Raw genomic sequence first — 18,190 nt, forward strand, 5'->3', positions numbered from 1 at the left:
GATTATATAAAATTACTGATTCTTAATGGATCAAACAGAATATCCTATTTCAATATTCAAAATTCCTGCAAAATTCTTCCCCCATCTTTGAGTAAATTTTAATAAATAAAATTATGCTCGAAAAGATTCTACCTTACGAAAGAGAACTGTTTTTCCTGATAAACGGATCTCATACCGGCTTCACAGACTCTATCATGTGGTTATATTCAGGTGGGGTTATCTGGGTTCCGATGGCTATACTCATCCTTTTCCTATTGGTATACAGGCAGAGATGGAGGGAATGGTTGCCCGTGTTGATAGCGATAGCGATAATGTTTGTGCTTTGCGACCAGTTTGCCTCAACTGTCTGTAAACCGTATTTTGCCCGTCTGCGCCCGACCCATTACCCCGGTATCGAAGAGCATGTACGCACATTATACGGATACGCGGGGGGCAGATATGGTTTCATATCAGGGCATGCAGCCAATGCTTTCGGATTTGCATCACTCACCGCATTCCTGTTCAGGAACAGGTATTATTCAATCATGATTTACGTTTGGGCATTTATTATGGCATATTCGCGCGTCTATCTGGGAGTACATTTTGTTTCGGATGTAGTTGCAGGAGCCATCGCCGGATTTTCGATAGGCAGCCTTGTGTATGGCATGTATCTTCTGTACCGGAAAAAAGCGAAAAAACCAATAACGGGGCAGTGTTTTGATTTTAAGCTACGTGCAAAGATTCTGACTATGACCATTATTTGTTATGTCCCTTTATTCTCTGTTTTCGGCAAACAACTAATTTCGTTGTCCCGGATCAATATCTTTCCATAAACATTCTTACCTCATTATGATTAAGCGATATATAACATTCGTTATTTCATTCTTATCTGTTGTAAATATTTATGCACAAGAAGGTGATACAATCCGCACTAAGAGGTCAGAACTCCCAAAACGGTTGTTACCGACCGACTCTTTGATACAGGACAAGCAGAATCGGCCTCTAAATTCAGCTTTATCTGATTATCGTTCGATGGATAACAACCTATTTTCATTATCGAAAGAAGATAATATAACGTTAAATTGGGGGATCAGTAAAAAGAAGACATTTTTTAATTCGTCTTATTCTAAGTTCATTATTCCTACGGCCTTGATATCATATGGTGTTATTGCAAGAGGGAATAACTCTTTGCTTAATCTTGACCATAGTACACACAATGAAATAAAAGAACATATTTCACAACATTTGCCGTATGATGATTATACCCAATTTGCTCCTGCTGTGGCTGTATATGGCTTAGATCTTGCCGGGATAAAAGCGAAGCATAATTTCAGAGATCGCACACTCATTATGGCTACGTCCTATTTGGTTATGGGGGTTACGGTTCAAACGATGAAAACAAGCTTTGGCGTAGAGCGCCCCGATGGCTCAAATAACGCATCCTTCCCCTCGGGGCGTACGGCTACGGCTTTTGTCGGAGCACATATTTTATTCAAAGAATACAAAGATGTTTCACCTTGGATTGGAGTAGGCGGATATGCCGTTGCAACAGCTACAGGAACTATGCGTATGCTAAATAAAAAGCATTGGGCAAGCGATATAGTTGCAGGAGCCGGTGTAGGTATTTTAAGTGCAGAAGTTGGTTATCTGCTATTACCCGTCTGGCACAATATATTAGGAATAAAGGATAAAGATAAGAGTCTGGTTATTACACCTATGGCTACAGCCAAGGGTGCAGGCGTAGGGCTTTCCTATACGTTTTAGAAAATATGATAATAAAAATAAGCATTCTTTTTCTTGTTACAATTGTCGCCTTTTGGCTTAGCGCAATAGCCGGTGGTGGGGCAAGTTTAATTCTGATACCGATACTAAATTTGTTGCTGCCAACGTCTGTTGTCCCATTTTCGTTGACAATAGGTACATTTACAAGTTCGGCATCGAGAATTGCCGTTTTCAGGCAACACATCAATTGGAACATTTTTTTGTGGTTCGTCCCTTTTTCCATACCGGCTGTTATACTGGGAGCATGGATAATCAAATTTGCCAATCCGTTATACTTACAGTTATTTATAGGAGTTTTTTTAATAATGAATTTGCCCCAGCTTTTCAGATCGTCTAAAAAAACATCTCTGAAGGGAAAAAAATATCCTAAATATATATTGGCTATAATAGGTTTCTTGGCCGGTTTTGTTTCCGGTTTGACCGGGGCAGTGGGATTGTTGTTTAACAGGTTCTATCTAAGCTATGGAATGAGCAAAGAGCAAATAGTAGCTACGCGTGCTGCAAACGAAATCTTTCTACATTTCATAAAACTAATAATCTACATAATATTAGGCTTATACACACAGGCAGCCCTGCTGCTTGGTTTAACAATTGCTGTGGCATCGGTATTGTCATCTGTTTCGGTAAAATATATTTTGCCGCATATCAGCGAAAATATATTCAAAAAAATAGGTTATGCTGCAATGGTTATTTCAGGTGTTTTTCTGCTTTCTACAACAATAAGCAAAATCGCGAATCAGAATCATTTTCATTATTACGTAAAGTATGAAGACGGTACGAAAGAGCGAAAATTGGTTTGGAGCGAAAGCACTTTTTCTCTCGAATATACAATCAATGACTGGAGTTTAGAAATAGAACGTCCCATCAAGGCCGATGAATTACCCGATGAGTTGAGAATCAAATACGATTCACTTCAAAGAATATATGATAATATCTTGTTAGAGAAGGTTTTCAAAATAGATAAACAACCTATATACGAATTTTACTGTATTCGGAATGATATTATTGATAAAATGGAATTTGAGTGATTAAAAATCTAAGCTAAGTTTCAAATCTACTACTTACAAAACATAACATAATTATAAAATGCCTTATACCCGAATCTAAATCTTTGTTACCTTGCTTTTTCGAAATTCGGTAGGGCTCATACCCTTTTGTTTCTTGAAGAAATGGTTTAGGTGGCTTATATCGTTAAATCCTAATTCGAAGGCGATCTCGGTCAGGCGCTTATCGCTGAATTGCAGCCGCTCTTCTATCAGCTTCATTTTATACGATGCAATGTATTCCTGCGGGCTTTGCCCTACCTGTTTCTTAAAATATTCGCCGAAATAGGATACGGATATTTTGAAGTGCGAAGAGATAACTGAGATCTTTAGCTTCTCGGGTTGAAATATGTTTAGGTGGATATAATCGAGTATCCGTATAGAATCATTCAATAGATGAGATTCGGCAGAAGCGGTATTCATCAGCGAAATATTCCGGGCCGCTATCGTAATCAACGAATTAACCAATTGCCTGATTACTTCTTGTTTTTGAGGTGCGTCTCCGTCCTGTTCGCGAAGAAGTGCCTCTGCTATAGAACGCACCAGCGGCTTATCCGTCACGTTCTTCAATATGCAACCGGGCATATGGTTGTGGTTGTGGAATATATATTCGAGCCGTTGCCGCCACTCGCTGCTTTGTGTTTTAAGAAAACTTTGGTTGAAACGCAAAACAAAGAAAGTGGAACTCTCTTCTATCTTAAAGCCATATATGTCCTGAGGGAAAACAAGGAATAACTTATTTTCGGTATAAGGTAAGCAAAGGTCATTTATCTTTTGAATACCTTTCCCTTCGAGCACGAAAACCATCTCGAAAAAAGTATTCTTAAAGGTGGAAATAATACGTTCGCAATCGTTCTCTTGCAGGCAAACTATTTCGTAGGGTTGATGTAAATTCCGGATACTCATGCCGCCAAATGTACAAATTAATCCGGTGTTTATACAAATAATTTACCGGATTAATCACAATATTTGTAAACAATATAATTTGTAGAAGAAGATATGAAAAAGATTAAATTAGGAACAACAGATCTGGAGGTAGCACGTATCAATTTTGGTGGCAACGTGTTCGGGTGGACATTGAACGAGCAGCAATCGTTCGATATACTGGATGCTTTTGCCGGAGCCGGTTTTAACTTTATCGACACTGCCGATACCTATTCGTGGTGGGCAGACGGGAATGTAGGTGGAGAGTCGGAAGCAATTATCGGCAAATGGCTGAAGAAAAATGGAAACAGGGATAAAATAGTGCTGGCTACAAAAGTAGGCTCTGAGAACAGGACTCATAAGGTAGACATAAGCAAGGCACATATTCTGAAATCGGTAGACGAATCGCTGAAAAGATTGCAAACAGATTATATCGACCTGTATTATACGCACTTCGACGATGGCATTACTCCTGTCGAAGAAACCCTGTCGGCTTACGACGAAATCATAAAAGCAGGAAAAGTACGCTACATCGGGGCTTCGAATGTTTCGCCCGACCGTTTGGTAGAATCATTGCAACTGGCCGGGGAAAAGGGATTGCCCCGGTACCAGACTTTGCAACCGCACTACAACCTGGCGGAACGCACAAAATATGAAACGGAATATGCCCCTATTGTAAACAAATACGGATTAAGCGTTCTTACCTATTGGTCGCTCGCAGCAGGTTTCCTTACAGGGAAATACCGTTCCGAAGCCGACCTGAATAAGAGTGTACGCGGAGCTGATGCCCGCAAGTACCTGAACGAAAAAGGGTTGGGGATACTTACCGCTTTAGACAATGTATCGGCAAAGCACAACAGCAAACCGGCTACCGTAGCTTTGGCCTGGCTGCTGGCGCAGCCTCATGTTGCGGCTCCTATTGTAAGCGCTACAAGCCAAAGCCAGTTGGCAACCTTATTTGCGGCACCTGAGCTGCTGCTGGATATGGAAGATTTGGATGTATTGGACGATGCAAGCAAGTAGAAACATTTATTGAAGCAATTATGATAAAAAATACAGCATTGATAGCCGGAGGCAACGGAATTATAGGGCGCAATCTGGCACAGTATCTGACAAGCACAGGGGTATGGGATGTGATTGTAACATCGCGCTCGCCCCTGTCCTATACAACTACGGCCGACTATGTATCGCTTGATTTGAATGATGCTGGAGCTGTAGGACGTGAACGTGAAAAACTGAAAAACGTTACGCATGTCTTTTTTGCGGCTTATACCGAAAAGCATTCACCATACGAGCAATCGGGTGCAAACCTTGCGCTGATGAAAAATCTGATTGAAGGATTGGAAATCACATCACCCAACCTGAAGCGTGTGGTTTTCATACAGGGCGGCAAGGCGTACGGCGCTCATTTGGGCTTTTACAAAACGCCTGCCAAAGAAACGGATCTGAGAAGCATCACCCCTAATTTTTATTACGACCAGGAAGATTTTCTGCGCGAACTATCCAAAGGCAAGGGCTGGTCGTGGACGGCCATCCGCCCCGATATTGTAATCGGGTTTACGGTAGGCAATCCGATGAACCTTTTGAACCTGATAGCCGTATACGCATCTTTGTGTAAAGAAGAAAATATCCCGATGCGTTTTCCCGGCTCCCTGAAAGCCTACAATGTACTGGTAAACATCACCAGCGCAGAAGTGCTTGCCAAAGCTATGGAATGGGCTGCCCTGAACGACAAGGCAAAGGAAGAAATTTTCAACATCACCAACGGCGATGTTTTCCGTTGGGAGCAGCTATGGCCCAAAATAGGAGATTTCTTCGGCATACCGGTTGCCGAACCGCAAACATTCTTGTTGCAGGAATATATGCCCGGCAAGCGTGAATTGTGGGAAAAGATGATAACGAAATATAAGCTCGAACCCCATAGTCTGGACCGTTTGGTGCAGTGGGGATTCGGCGATTTCATATTCAATGTGGAATCCGATGCTTTTCAGGATGTTAACAAGGCACGTCGTTTTGGTTTTCACGAAATGCAAATTGACAGCACCGAGGACATCTTGCTTACTCTCAGCAAATTGAAAGGAGAAAAAATTATACCATAACAATCATTTTCTGTAATTATGAAGAAATTAGTATTATCGTTGTTTATGATCACCACACTTATGAACATTTCAGCACAGGATATAATATTGCCCGCTCCGGCAAAAACAGGAGGCAAACCATTGATAGAAGCGTTGAGCGAACGGAAATCCCAAAAGGATAATTATGTAAACACAGATTTGGATAAACAAACTTTATCCGACCTGTTGTGGTCGGCATACGGGTTCAACCGTCCCGGCAAACGCACCGTGCCCTCGGCAAGTAACGCGCAGGAGTTGAGTGTCTATGTTTTACTCAGCACCGGGGTGTACCTCTACGATGCCGAAGCAAATAAACTGGTATTCGTTGCTGCAAGCATCTCTAAAAACCTTCTGGCTGCACAGCAGCAACCATACGTAAACGATGTGCCTGTTCACTTGGTATATGTCGGCAATAAAGACAAAAGCAAGGCCGGACGCGACGGCATGCTGATAGACACAGGCTTTGTATCACAAAATGTGTATCTGTACTGTGCCTCAAAAGGCTTGGGTACGGTAGTCAGGGCTTCTTTCGACAGAAAAGAACTCCCTGCCGCGCTTAAACTGATCGATAAGCAAGAGATAATTTTGGTGCAGGCAGTAGGAGAGATAAGTAAATAAAACATAACCGAAGTATTAAAACTCGATATAAAACAAATAAATATTTATGAAGAAGTTAATCATTTGTTCGCTACTCGTATCCGCTTTCTTATCGTGCAAACAAAATGCCAACAAGCAGGAAGCTGAAAAAGAAGCAAGCTCCGGATATGTGTTGCTCGATGCCTACAAAACAGGTAATCTGGACTTGAACAGCAGGGTGGTAATGGCTCCGATGACACGTTGCCGAGCCGACAATGAAGGGCATGTTCCTACCGCTTTGATGGCAGAGTATTATGCACAAAGGGCATCGGCCGGGCTGATAATAACCGAGATGGCCATTATTGCACCCAATGGGTACGGGTTCCCCGATATACCGGGCATCTATACGGCTGAACAAATAGAAGGATGGAAAAATGTAGCTGATAAAGTGCACGAAAAAGGAGGAAAGATCTTTATGCAGATCGCGCATAACGGCCGCAGGTATGTTGACCCCGAAAGTGAAATCATTGCACCTTCCGCCATTCCGTTCAAAGAAGGGGTAGTTGTTCCAAAAGCGATGACAAAAGCCCGGATAAGGCAGGTTGCCGGAGAATTTGCTGCGGCCGCAAAAAATGCAATTGGCGCAGGTTTTGACGGGATAGAGATACACGCTGCCAATGGTTACCTCATCAGCCAGTTCTTAGCCAAGTCGGCTAACGTGAGGACGGACGAATATGGTGGCTCGATAGAAAACCGGAGCCGTTTCCTTTTCGAGGTATTGGATTCGATAGCAAATAAAGTGGACATATCTAAAGTTGCCATTCGCATATCCCCTTCGCTGAACGAAGCAGGCATTGTAGATGACGACGAAACACAACCCTTGCACGAATACGTTGTGAAGAAACTGAACGATTATAATCTGGCGTATCTCCATATTTCGGGCAGAGCCGACAAAATTAAAGGAGAAGAAGAGCAGGCGGCTCATGTGTTAAACGTGGCCAAACATTATCGCCCGTTATATAAAGGCACTTACATGATAAACAAAGGATTTACGAAGGAAACTGCCGAGGCTGCAATCAAAGAAGGTGTTGCAGACCTTGTTTCCTTCGGGCATCTGTATGTGTCTAACCCCGACCTGGTAGAACGTTTCAGAAATAATTACCCGCTTGCCGATTCAAACCCGAAAACCTTTATGGCCAAAGGAGCAGAAGGATACACTGATTACCCTGCTTATAAAAAAGATAATTGATTCGTATTTTATACTGAAAGTCTTCAAACATATGTCTGGGTATTATTTTAAATAAGTGGGTACATATTTCTATTCCTGGCTATCTCCTGACTTTAATGATTTTTTGTCGTGTATTTAATCCATACAAGAGAATAAAGAAGAAAAAGTATAAAAAGACGAATTGAGTCAATTATAGATATATAATTAAAACAAGGTGGAATATGAAATTAATCAGATATATAGTATTCTCGGCGATAATTAATCGCTGAAAACGTAGCACCCAAAACCTGGATATCGCAAAAACGGTAAACAAACACTTTATAAGGAAACAACAAAAATAAGTAGGGAAAAGTGGGTCTATTTATTATTGGAGATGATCACCAGTGTCCACTAAAAATGGAATGTTAAAAATTAAATAAATTTGCTTCACTCACACGTTTCATTCGCCGTAAATTTGTGAATTGTTAATATAGAAATAAGCAGGTAGAAAATTTATATTTCTACCTGCTTATTTTTTAAAACATATAAAATCAGAATCATTTTATCTTGTGTGCCCTTTGGCTCGTTAATTTTTATACTCAGACCTTCGACCAATCAGCCCCGATACCTAAAGGAGATCGTGAAAGATCTGTGTATCAACAAGACAATCAATTCCATACAGTCTCATTCTATAGTTTGAAAACCATAGCCGCGAAAAAGGGCATCAGGGATGGTATAGCCGAACGTATAATAGGGCATGCCAAAGAAAAGACATCAAAGATATTTATACCCTCTGCATAATTAAGATATTATATTGGAAATGAAAGATGAGTGGGTAACCTAAGAGTCTTTTATTCTATTTGCATTTAATAAAATAGAGCATTAGTATATATCGGCATTCCCTCCCCATCATTAGGTATTTAATTGTAAGAATATACCTATAAATGATTATTGTTACAGAACGACAGTCTGTCTACTTTTGTAACTCACAGAAAGTAGATTTTACTCCTCTATTAATATTTTTATAGTGAAACATCAATTTGCAAGACCTACGATTTTATTTTCTCTCTTATTTCTTTTCTCTGGAATTAGTTTTGCCCAAACAGGAAAAATATTAGGTACTTTAACTTTTGAAGACAATAATCCCGTAGCTCATGCTTTTGTGTATATAAAGGCACTGGAAAAACAGGTTGTTTCAGATGAAAGAGGGCGTTACGAAATGACAGATATCCCATACGGGGAATACCTACTAGAAGTTAAAACAATAGGAGCAGAAAAGCTTGAGTCATCAATCACTGTAAATAAAGCTGTATCAAACTATTCTTTTGTTTTGGTAGAACAAAAGAATATATTGGGGGAAGTAACAGTTAGTGCTATGACCCTGAAAAACAAGATTGAAACCAAAGGGTTTGCTGTCAATGCAATAGAAATAAAGGATGTCGCCTTACAATCTATTCAGACAAACGAATTACTTGACCGTGCGGCAGGAGTACGCATCCGACAGGATGGTGGTTTAGGATCGCATATACATTATAATATTAATGGCATGACAGGCAATGCGGTTAAAATATTTATTGACGGAGTGCCGGCAACAAATTACGGACAATCATTTTCATTAAATAGTATTCCGCCCGCAATGATTGAGCGAATAGAGGTATATAAAGGGGTCGTTCCCGGATATTTATCCGATGATGCATTGGGTGGAGCAATCAATATTGTGCTTAAACAAAACAGAAAAAGCCAATTAACGACTTCTTATTCTTATGGTTCATTCAATACGCACCAGTACAATATAAATGGAAGTTATCAGTCAAAAAACGGTTTTACCGTAGATGCATCAGGCTTTTTCAACTATAGTGACAATGATTATGAAGTATGGGGCGAAGAAATTACTTTTCGAGATTATCAAGGAACTGTAACCAGTAATCAAAGAGCCAAGCGCTTTCATGATGCATACCGGTCGTATGGCGCTAAAGTTGATATAGGCTGGGATAATGTAAAATGGGCTGACCGATTCAGAATTGGAGGTGTTTTCTCTGATGACCGCAAAGAAATGCAAAATGGAGTAACCTTGCAACGGGTTTTTGGAGACCGCCATAGTAAACGTAATGCAAAAATTGCAACTTTAACTTATAGTAAAGAAGATTTCTTTCTCCAAGGGTTATCACTGAAGATGGATGCCAGTTACTCCCATCTAAAGACTCAGGTTATAGATAGTGTCGGTATTATGTATGATTGGAGAGGACCAATATTATATCCGGATGGTACTCCTGTAATGTACACAAGCGGAGCTGAATTAGGGAATCAGAAAACAGCTGAAAAGAATACAGATAAAACGTTTGTTATACGTGCCAATATTGGCTACCGTATCAATCATTCAAATACGGTTTATGTAAACAACCTTTTCAATAACTTTGACAGAGGTGTATCGGATAAGTTTCTTCCATTAGGGCTTCAGCGTCTTCAGAATACGCGCGATCTACAAAAGAATATAACGACTATTACCTATGAAAATATTTCTTTTTCAGATAAATTAAGAACGAATATATTCTATAAATACTACTATCAAAAAGTCACGTTGAAAGAACCATATCTGGTAACCTCCAATCCTGCCACATACGATGTGACCAAAAGTATAAAGAAAGAAGACTACAATAGCTATGGGGCTGCTCTATCGTATGCATTGACACCGAAACTATATCTTATGGGATCGATTGAGAGAGCTATCCGATTTCCGACTGAGCGAGAAATATTTGGGAATGCAGCTATCAACCTCAACCCGAGTGATGTAAGTGCAGAAAAAAGCCTTAATGCGAATATTGGAATCAATTTAGGAGCATATACTTTTAATAATCATTCGGTCAGATTGAATACTTCATTGTTTTACAGAGACACTAAAGGTATGATTAGAGAGGCTATATCGCCGGGCAATAGCGGAACATCATATTATGAAAATCTGGAAGATGTTTTAACGAGAGGTATTGATGCAGAAATCACTTATAATTATAATGACAAGTTGAATCTAAACTTCAATATATCAAAATTTGATGTGCTTTTCAATACAAAATATAATAAAGAGGGTGCTGAATATTTATACTATCGAAAACAGATTAGAAATGAGCCTTCCTTCAAATATAATATAAATGTCGCCTATTATCACAACAACCTGTTTATTAAAAACTCGAGGGCTTCGCTAAACTATAATATATCTTACGTAAATAAATTTTTAAGGAATTGGTCTAATATCGGGCTGACAAACTTAGACTATATCCCGACCCAGTTTTCAAACAATATAGGTGCAATGTTTACATTTCCTTCAAGAAAAGTGGCCATTAGTTTCGATGTTAAAAATATTTTTAACAAACAGATATATGACAATTTTGGACTTCAAAAACCGGGTAGAGCTTTCTTTGGAAAGATAACTTATAACATACTATAGTATAATACATATAATACAAATTACCTAAATAAAAAAATGAACATGAGATTTTTTAGATTCAAAAGTGTTATTGCAATAAGTGCTATTGCTATGGGCATATTTACATCTTGCTCCGATGATGATAACAATGGCGGAGACCCAAATCCTGTAGATACAAACGACTTTCAGTTAGCTTTTGCCAGTGGTTCCGGCTCAATTTCCGGAACATATATGCAAGGCTTAGCTGATGTAAATACAGGTACTATTTCCTTTGAAAACGCAGGTGCGCTTTTAAGTACCGGCCGTACATCAAGAATATTCCCATCAACTGATGGAAAATATATATACAGCCTTACTTATCAGCAGGGGACTATTGATAAATGGGAGTATAAAGGTGGAAGCAATTATACTAAATTGGCAACTATCGATGCTTCGGTTCCACTTGGATCTGTCGGAGTACGCCTTTACAAGCTGAATGATGAAATTGCTTCTGTACATTATATAACTGCTACGGCTCAATATGCAACAGACGGAACCTCTTATATCGGGCATAAAATGACGGTTTCTATAGGTTTTCTCGATCTCGCAACAATGCAACTTAAATCAGGCTACCGCTCAAATATTGACCTTCAACTTCCTGGTACTCTTGGTGCTGACGGTTACTATATTTCACGTATAGATTGTCCCGTATTGTCCAATGGTAAACTGTATTATGGTGCTGCGGTTAGTAAATTCAATGCCACTACCGCAAAAAGTGAAGAAACCGATCGTGCCATGACATTCGTAATTGACTATCCTAGTTTGACAAATGCAACAGTTATTGAGACTACTTTGGCTAGTGGTTCGACAAATGGTTATAGAACACCAACTCTACAGGTCAATGAAGCAGGAGAAATTTATCAAATGGTAAGTAATGGTGGAAATACCGGAGGAACTAATGGCGCTGACGCTAAAGTTAGTATTGTCAAAATTAAAAATGGACAATACGATACAACTTACAAATATAGTTTGGACGAATTATTAGGAAATCCTGCTGCCAGTAATGGCTTCTTTTATGTAGGAAACGGAATCGCATATATCCCTTACGAGAAAAAACATTTGCCGCAAATTCAGATTGGAGTTAACCCTCAAGGTCAACCGTCTTATTCTGCACCATGGGGATTGGCAAGAATGGATTTAATCAACAATACAGTTGTAGATTTAAACGTTCCTGATGGTCTTTGGTTAACACAATGGCAAACATCTGTAGTTAAAAATGGTAAGTTTTACATTGCCCTTTCTCCTGTTGGTCAAGCTGGGCATATTTATATGTTTGATGTAAATTCGACAAGTGCTAATGGCCAATTAGGCGCTGCAACTGTAGCGGGTGCGGATCAATATTTTATTGGAATTTATTAAAAAACAATAGCTAAGTCTAAGTATTAATTAGAGGGTTCACTTCAAGTTAAAGTTACCCTCTAATATTTTTTAACTTATTACATACTAATAGAAACGATACACTTTTGATATTGAATATTGGGACAAAGTCTTAAATGCTTACATAGGTTTTCAATACGGAGTAATTCTTTTATTGGGGAAGATAAATCATATATTTTATTTAGTTCTTGTTTTAGCTTGACTACAATGTTTTCATGTCCTTTTGCATGGTTTACATATCTTTAGTGTTTTCATATCTTGAGTCAAAATTTATTTATCTTCGCTTAGACTCTCTTTTTCCTATTGTTGCCGTTTGACTTTCGATGTGCAGGGCACGCTGTTGTCGTTTCCCACACTTTTTTCCACGAGAAAAACTACAAAGCCTATCATCATTGGCTGTTGGTTTATCATTTTTAGTTGAATATTTATGAAAACTGACTTCTGTTGAAGTCCATTTAGGAATTATGCAAAATGCTGTGTATTAACATAAAAGCATTGATATTGAGAACCTTCGGTCTGTTATTAGTTACCTATTCACATCCGGCAACTGGCAAGCTAACGATTTGGTAACTGAAATACTGTGTAAATCTGCTTTGATTTGAATATTTCAAGTTACTTAAAATATTCACAAATATCTTATTTATAATGTATTGTCTGCTGTGTCTCTTACATCTTCTAACCCTTGTATTTCTATGTCTTATCCACACAACACATCAGACCTGCGCCACTCTTATGTTAACCAAAATAGTCTCTATTGAAAGTGCTTCGAGAACATTAGGACATCCTAATATTAAGAGGATATAAATTTATGCGAGAATACAAAAAGAGAAACTCAATGAAGAATTTGCTGCAGTCAAAGGTCAACCGAAATACCATAAGCTGATTGTAAGTAATCAACATACTAAATACATAAAACCGTATTTTCCCATAGAGAATTACCTGAAATAAAGTTACATTTTCACACCTTTATTCATGTTTCTTTTATGGGCTAACAGGTTAAATTGTTTATTATCGACTTTTAGATCAGGTGTAAAAGAGAATCTGTCTGTTTTTCTGTTATAAGATAATAACTGATTTTCAATAATTTTATCCCCGCTTTTTAAACAATCAACTTTAATAGGGCTACCTTGATACATACTTTCTATTTGATCGAATGTAAGTTTACCCTTATCCATTAGTATCGTTTCTAAGCGGATGTTGAAAGTATAAATATTCCTACTGTTTTTTATATGGTCAGGAATCGTATCTATCAGTGCTGGATTTCCTTTAGCTGCTATAAGACAAATCTCCGGTGTAATTCTTATTTGCGGTACATACTTAAAACAATCGGGGTTATTTTTTACAGCTTCCATACATACTGCTTTCGGCTTAAATTGATCCGGAATATACTCCAGTGCCAGCGGATTATTTTTCAGGCTATGGTTACATAATTCTTTTGTCATATACTTTTCCGGAACCATTGATAAACAATCCGGGGCGTGCTCTGCTATCTTATAAGCTATATCCTTATTAATTACTCCAGGAGGCAATAGCTGGACGCAATCTGCGAACTGCTTTAACGAAATACTTCTTTCCATTACCTGTAGACAGAGATCGGGGTAGGGGAGATTTCTGACAATGTCGTAACTATTGGAATTTGCTATTGCAGTTTCACAAATTTGTCTGGACCTGTACGCCGGAGGAATAAATTCTATACAATTGCCGTTGACTCCGACAGCTTTCAGGCAGAAATCAGAAGTTTTTATAACGGGAGGAACAAACTCCATCGCTCTGTATAAATTCTTTATAGCAGACAGGCACAGATCTTCATTGAGTTGTTTAGGCGGAACATATGCTAAAAGAGAACCATCTAATGAAATGGCTTTTTCGGTCATCTCTTTTGTCCTGTATAAATGGGGTAAATGTTTGTATGCCTTGTAATCCCGTGCAAAGAGTTGTTTACACATACTCTCAGACATAGCCTCTTTATTGATCATGACCTTTGCCATACCCTCCCCGCTGACACCCGCTTTATGGAATTGGCGGATTGCTTCATTGCAAATAAAGGTATAGGGAATATACGCCAATACCCGGTAGCTGTCATTCTCAAGGTCTGACAAAGCACCTTTGACAGCTCTCCGGCATATATCTTCATTCTTAAATTCGAACGGGACATGTTGCAATGACATATAGCCGTTTTCAACTGCCATCCGGCATATTCCGGCATTCAACCTTTCCCGGGGTATATATTGCAGGGTGTTTCCTTCGCGGCTGATTACAGATTCGATGAGTTCACGAGAAAGCAAATAGTCTGGTACGTATCGGATATTATACGGATCGTTTCGTATTGCTTCGGCACATACACCGGTTGTCCGTCTGTACCCAGGCAACTTTTCCAAAGAATTGTAACTTACGAATTCAAGGTCATCAAACTGTTGCTTCATTAAATCACTTAATTTGAGCCGGGGTATTGCCTCATACGATTGTTCAATACCCAGTTTGTCGAATTCTTTCTGATCCATGAATACACCCAGGTTTCTGATCTTATTTTGATAGATAAAAATGACAGGCTCCTTGCTTTTACTGAACCGGTGAAAATAATTAGCCATAATCTCCTTATTACTGTCGGCAATAAACCCCATATGATTAAGCTGGTCGATCCGATGCCTCGCATCCATTACGGGGGTATCGCAGACCAGAAAATAATAATTATTGTCAGCTATATTTGTATCCATGATTTTGATAATGTAAATAGTGAATAATACACGAATAATAGTCTCTAGTTATATTCCCCTGCCTTTTTTGTGACGGGAATTATCTATGCGTGGAGCTGGTATTTTATTCTCCTGTTTCTGTCCATTGGTAATTATGAAACGATCCATATTCTTATCATAAGACAGGTTTTTATCGTTCAATATCTGTCCGCTGCTTTTTACCTGCTGTACTTTAACCGAACCTCCCAGATAGATTTCTTTTACCTGCTCGAAAGTCAGCTTTTCTTTCCCCGGCGTAATTTTCTCCAGCCGTTCATTTACACTGTATATATTCTTATTGTTTCGGATGTATTCAGGCACTTCCGTTTTTAATCCCGCATCCTGTTTTGTTGCCAGTAGGAATAGTTCAGGCGTACAGTTATCTTCCGGTAGACAACGGATTGCACCGGGAAGGATGGTTACGGCCCTTTCACACAATTTTTGGGTACATAGTTCATCCGGTATCAGAGACAATACCTTAATCACTTTGTCTGTATTCGAGACGGCGATCAAAGCCAGTTCCTCATTCAGATTTTTTTCAGGGATATAACCGATGCATAGCCCGTCGGCTTCTATAGTCTTTCTTGCTATCTCCGGACTTTCATTATATACCTTCCCGTCAATAAAAGAGTACAATACCAAAGGCTCTGTTTTTGTCTCAAATTTCTCAATGGCATTCAGACAAATATCCGGATAGGGGATATACTTTGCTATTGAATAGCCTTCGTAATCCATATTTAAGACCTGTTCCAATGCAAGTTGGCACATCTCTTTTGTCTTTTGCAGCTCCGGTACAAACTGCAATGCCCAACCGTCATTCTCAATAGCTCTCTCAAATAACTCATTCGAATAGAATTTCTCAGGGACATACTGCAAGGCCATTCCTTCGTTATTAACAGCATTCAGGCACATCTCTGCCGTAATAAACTCATTCGGTATGATAGCCAGTGTTTTTCCATATCTGGCAGCCATTGCATCCGCAATTTGCTGATCGATAAGAGCTAAGGGTACATCCATCGCATTTTGATAATCCGCTTCAATGGCTGCAAGTGTGACAGACCTTGTTTTTCGCTTTTCCGGCAGCTCGGGATAGCTGCGTTCTCCTGAATGGTCGTTTTGTACCAGATGTATATCTTCTTCATGCCTCTTGACCAAATCATCTAATCTGGCTGTGCTGATTTCCTGACCCGACAGTATTCCCAGCTCTTTCTTTACTTCTGTGCCGATTATATTTTCAGAGCCGTATATTTTGTTATTTACTACTAAGAGCCTATCAATCGGCCATGGATAATTTGCCAGCCCTTCCAGTTCATCTTCATGGATCAGCCCTAAGCTGTAACACTGCCCGGCGATTTCAGTGCGTGGCAGGTTCTTGCCCGTTTCTAACCAATAAATATCATTATCCGTTTCTTTCAACAGGTCACTTAACTGCAAAGAAGGTATTTGACCAGCAGTCGGCAATCCCAGTATCTTCAGCATTTCAGCCGGGGATATATCCGATAAATTCCCCGGTCTATTTCCTGATACCCCATCTGTCCATGTCCAGGCTTTCTTATTGTGAACCAATAATTTTATTTCATTGATGCCATCTTGCTTTAGTTTGGAGAAATACTCGTTTTCATCGAAAACCGGGTTTATACCTAATCTGCGAAACAGACGAAAAGGAGAGGAGATTTCCTTCGGATTACAGGTCAGGAAGTATGCCTGATTATTGTCTTTATTTTCCATCGTGATAATTATAAATGGTACTTACATTTTTAGCCCTTTCCTTTTATTCAGAATTGTATCTTCCGGTTTGTTTTCCGGCCTCTTTGTATCCCGGGCACTATCAAAATAATTTAAGGATTCTCTTTTTATATTATATTCAATCTCTACTTTTCTCGGAATTTGGTTCGTTGGTGTCGTATAATTGATTTCAACCCTTTTACCTTCGTACAAGTTCTTGACCTGCGTAAAGTTTAATGATATCTGTTCTTCGACCAGCATACCAAACCTGTACATATTCAGTTTCGGATCATTTACGATAGATTTCGGGACATATTTCTTTAGCGATTCATCCTGTTTTACCGCCATTAGGCATAATTCCGACGTCTTTAGTTCTTTATGCAGGTTTATAAAAGCGGCGCTGTTCTTATCAATAGCCTGAATACACAAATTCTTATCCAGCCTGTCAGCGGGAATAAATTTCAGATTTAGCGGATTCGTTTCAATAATATCGCCTACAAATTTCCGGGTTAAGAGATATTCCGGTATATCTTTTATGTTAAATGGATTACATTCTGCCGCCATAGTGCAGACCGGTAATGTCCTGCATGAATAAGGAATAAAGCTCAAGCATCTTTCTTCCAGTATTTCAAGGTTTTTCCGTTGTCCGGCAACCAACTCATCAATAGGGTAGGGAGGATTGTGAAAATTATCCCAGTCCAGACCTATCGCATCCATTGTATTCTGTGTATGCTGATCGGTCGTGCAGGGGTATACGGTATTGTTAAAGGCTAAAAAAAGAGGGTGGCCTTTTGTTTCAAAATCTTTGTAATCCGGCTTGTAATTCAATCCTAACTCCTGTATTTTTTTAGCAGCCTTAGACATACTGTTTTCTGTCGTAAAGAAATAAGCGGAATAATGCCCTGTGGACAACCTGAATCGGTCATCCTCTACTTCACTCATTTTATATGTGGGGATTTCGAGATTCTTTTTGTAACCTTCAGGGATATCAGACTCATTTATAATCCTTTTTCCGGAAATACACCATCGTTTATTTTCACGGTTATGCAGGATATTGGAAGTTCCAATATCTTTACTGTTAATCTCCAGGCGATCCAGTAAGCGTTTCCTTTCAGGAGGATCTAAATCCGGTACCATATAAAAAATCTGGTTCGTATTGATGCTTTTTCCCATTTTACAAGGATTTAAGTTATCCGGACAGCTCATAAGCCATCCGGACAAATAATTACTCTATTTCTTCATTCCATAATTCTACATCTGTAGGAGCATTC

14 protein-coding genes are annotated in these 18,190 nt (G+C 39.2%); 10 read left to right on the top strand and 4 right to left on the bottom strand.

Annotated elements, in window-relative coordinates:
* Positions 1-113 precede the first annotated feature (113 nt).
* The 3 genes from PKC55_RS10225 to PKC55_RS10235 are packed head-to-tail and all read left to right on the top strand — an operon-like array spanning position 114 to position 2,789.
* On the top strand, positions 114-812 hold the full coding sequence (locus PKC55_RS10225; protein WP_291124695.1) for a phosphatase PAP2 family protein: 699 nt from the start codon (positions 114-116) through the stop codon (positions 810-812).
* 16 nt (positions 813-828) lie between these two features.
* Positions 829-1,743, top strand: a complete 915-nt coding sequence (locus tag PKC55_RS10230; RefSeq protein ID WP_291124693.1) for a phosphatase PAP2 family protein — start codon at positions 829-831, stop codon at positions 1,741-1,743.
* A 5-nt stretch (positions 1,744-1,748) separates the two neighbouring features.
* Positions 1,749-2,789, top strand: a complete 1,041-nt coding sequence (locus tag PKC55_RS10235; protein ID WP_291124691.1) for a sulfite exporter TauE/SafE family protein — start codon at positions 1,749-1,751, stop codon at positions 2,787-2,789.
* A 75-nt stretch (positions 2,790-2,864) separates the two neighbouring features.
* Here PKC55_RS10235 and PKC55_RS10240 read toward each other — a convergent pair whose 3' ends face one another.
* Positions 2,865-3,710: a helix-turn-helix domain-containing protein gene (locus PKC55_RS10240; RefSeq protein WP_291124689.1), complete on the bottom strand. Its 846-nt coding sequence runs from the start codon at positions 3,708-3,710 to the stop codon at positions 2,865-2,867.
* Between the two features lie 93 nt (positions 3,711-3,803).
* Between PKC55_RS10240 and PKC55_RS10245 the strand changes: the two genes are divergently transcribed.
* From PKC55_RS10245 to PKC55_RS10275, 7 genes are all read left to right on the top strand, one after another.
* Positions 3,804-4,751 carry an aldo/keto reductase gene (locus PKC55_RS10245; protein WP_291124687.1) on the top strand — a complete coding sequence of 316 codons (948 nt, stop codon included), beginning with the start codon at positions 3,804-3,806 and terminating at the stop codon, positions 4,749-4,751.
* A 20-nt stretch (positions 4,752-4,771) separates the two neighbouring features.
* Entirely contained in the window at positions 4,772-5,827 is a 1,056-nt protein-coding gene (locus PKC55_RS10250) for an SDR family oxidoreductase (RefSeq protein WP_291124686.1), read from the top strand.
* Positions 5,828-5,845: 18 nt separating this feature from the next.
* Complete coding sequence (locus tag PKC55_RS10255) at positions 5,846-6,463, top strand: SagB/ThcOx family dehydrogenase (protein ID WP_291124684.1); 618 nt, start codon at positions 5,846-5,848, stop codon at positions 6,461-6,463.
* Between the two features lie 46 nt (positions 6,464-6,509).
* Positions 6,510-7,670, top strand: coding sequence for an alkene reductase (locus PKC55_RS10260; RefSeq protein ID WP_291124682.1), 1,161 nt, complete (start codon positions 6,510-6,512; stop codon positions 7,668-7,670).
* A gap of 525 nt (positions 7,671-8,195) precedes the next feature.
* A complete protein-coding gene (locus PKC55_RS10265) occupies positions 8,196-8,429 on the top strand; it encodes a hypothetical protein (RefSeq protein WP_324372926.1) in 234 nt (77 codons plus the stop codon).
* 226 nt (positions 8,430-8,655) lie between these two features.
* Positions 8,656-11,067, top strand: a complete 2,412-nt coding sequence (locus PKC55_RS10270) for a TonB-dependent receptor (protein WP_291124680.1) — start codon at positions 8,656-8,658, stop codon at positions 11,065-11,067.
* Between the two features lie 42 nt (positions 11,068-11,109).
* Positions 11,110-12,444, top strand: coding sequence for a DUF4374 domain-containing protein (locus PKC55_RS10275; RefSeq protein WP_291124678.1), 1,335 nt, complete (start codon positions 11,110-11,112; stop codon positions 12,442-12,444).
* Positions 12,445-13,412: 968 nt separating this feature from the next.
* Here the strand turns inward: PKC55_RS10275 and PKC55_RS10280 are convergent.
* From PKC55_RS10280 to PKC55_RS10290, 3 genes are read right to left on the bottom strand one after another with little or no spacing between them, the layout of a single operon-like run.
* A complete protein-coding gene (locus tag PKC55_RS10280; protein WP_291124676.1) occupies positions 13,413-15,176 on the bottom strand; it encodes a DUF4116 domain-containing protein in 1,764 nt (587 codons plus the stop codon).
* A gap of 48 nt (positions 15,177-15,224) precedes the next feature.
* Positions 15,225-16,922 carry a DUF4116 domain-containing protein gene (locus PKC55_RS10285; protein ID WP_291124674.1) on the bottom strand — a complete coding sequence of 566 codons (1,698 nt, stop codon included), beginning with the start codon at positions 16,920-16,922 and terminating at the stop codon, positions 15,225-15,227.
* Between the two features lie 21 nt (positions 16,923-16,943).
* On the bottom strand, positions 16,944-18,092 hold the full coding sequence (locus PKC55_RS10290) for a hypothetical protein (protein WP_291124672.1): 1,149 nt from the start codon (positions 18,090-18,092) through the stop codon (positions 16,944-16,946).
* Between the last annotated feature and the right edge of the window lie 98 nt (positions 18,093-18,190).

It is taken from the genome of Dysgonomonas sp. (genome assembly GCF_035323175.1).
Taxonomy (GTDB): domain Bacteria; phylum Bacteroidota; class Bacteroidia; order Bacteroidales; family Dysgonomonadaceae; genus Dysgonomonas.

Coding starts and splice junctions, on each gene's coding strand:
- PKC55_RS10225 (WP_291124695.1), top strand. CDS start 114: ATGCTCGAAAAGATTCTACCTTACGAAAGAGAACTGTTTTTCCTGATA.
- PKC55_RS10230 (WP_291124693.1), top strand. CDS start 829: ATGATTAAGCGATATATAACATTCGTTATTTCATTCTTATCTGTTGTA.
- PKC55_RS10235 (WP_291124691.1), top strand. CDS start 1,749: ATGATAATAAAAATAAGCATTCTTTTTCTTGTTACAATTGTCGCCTTT.
- PKC55_RS10240 (WP_291124689.1), bottom strand. CDS start 3,710: ATGAGTATCCGGAATTTACATCAACCCTACGAAATAGTTTGCCTGCAA.
- PKC55_RS10245 (WP_291124687.1), top strand. CDS start 3,804: ATGAAAAAGATTAAATTAGGAACAACAGATCTGGAGGTAGCACGTATC.
- PKC55_RS10250 (WP_291124686.1), top strand. CDS start 4,772: ATGATAAAAAATACAGCATTGATAGCCGGAGGCAACGGAATTATAGGG.
- PKC55_RS10255 (WP_291124684.1), top strand. CDS start 5,846: ATGAAGAAATTAGTATTATCGTTGTTTATGATCACCACACTTATGAAC.
- PKC55_RS10260 (WP_291124682.1), top strand. CDS start 6,510: ATGAAGAAGTTAATCATTTGTTCGCTACTCGTATCCGCTTTCTTATCG.
- PKC55_RS10275 (WP_291124678.1), top strand. CDS start 11,110: ATGAGATTTTTTAGATTCAAAAGTGTTATTGCAATAAGTGCTATTGCT.
- PKC55_RS10280 (WP_291124676.1), bottom strand. CDS start 15,176: ATGGATACAAATATAGCTGACAATAATTATTATTTTCTGGTCTGCGAT.
- PKC55_RS10285 (WP_291124674.1), bottom strand. CDS start 16,922: ATGGAAAATAAAGACAATAATCAGGCATACTTCCTGACCTGTAATCCG.
- PKC55_RS10290 (WP_291124672.1), bottom strand. CDS start 18,092: ATGGGAAAAAGCATCAATACGAACCAGATTTTTTATATGGTACCGGAT.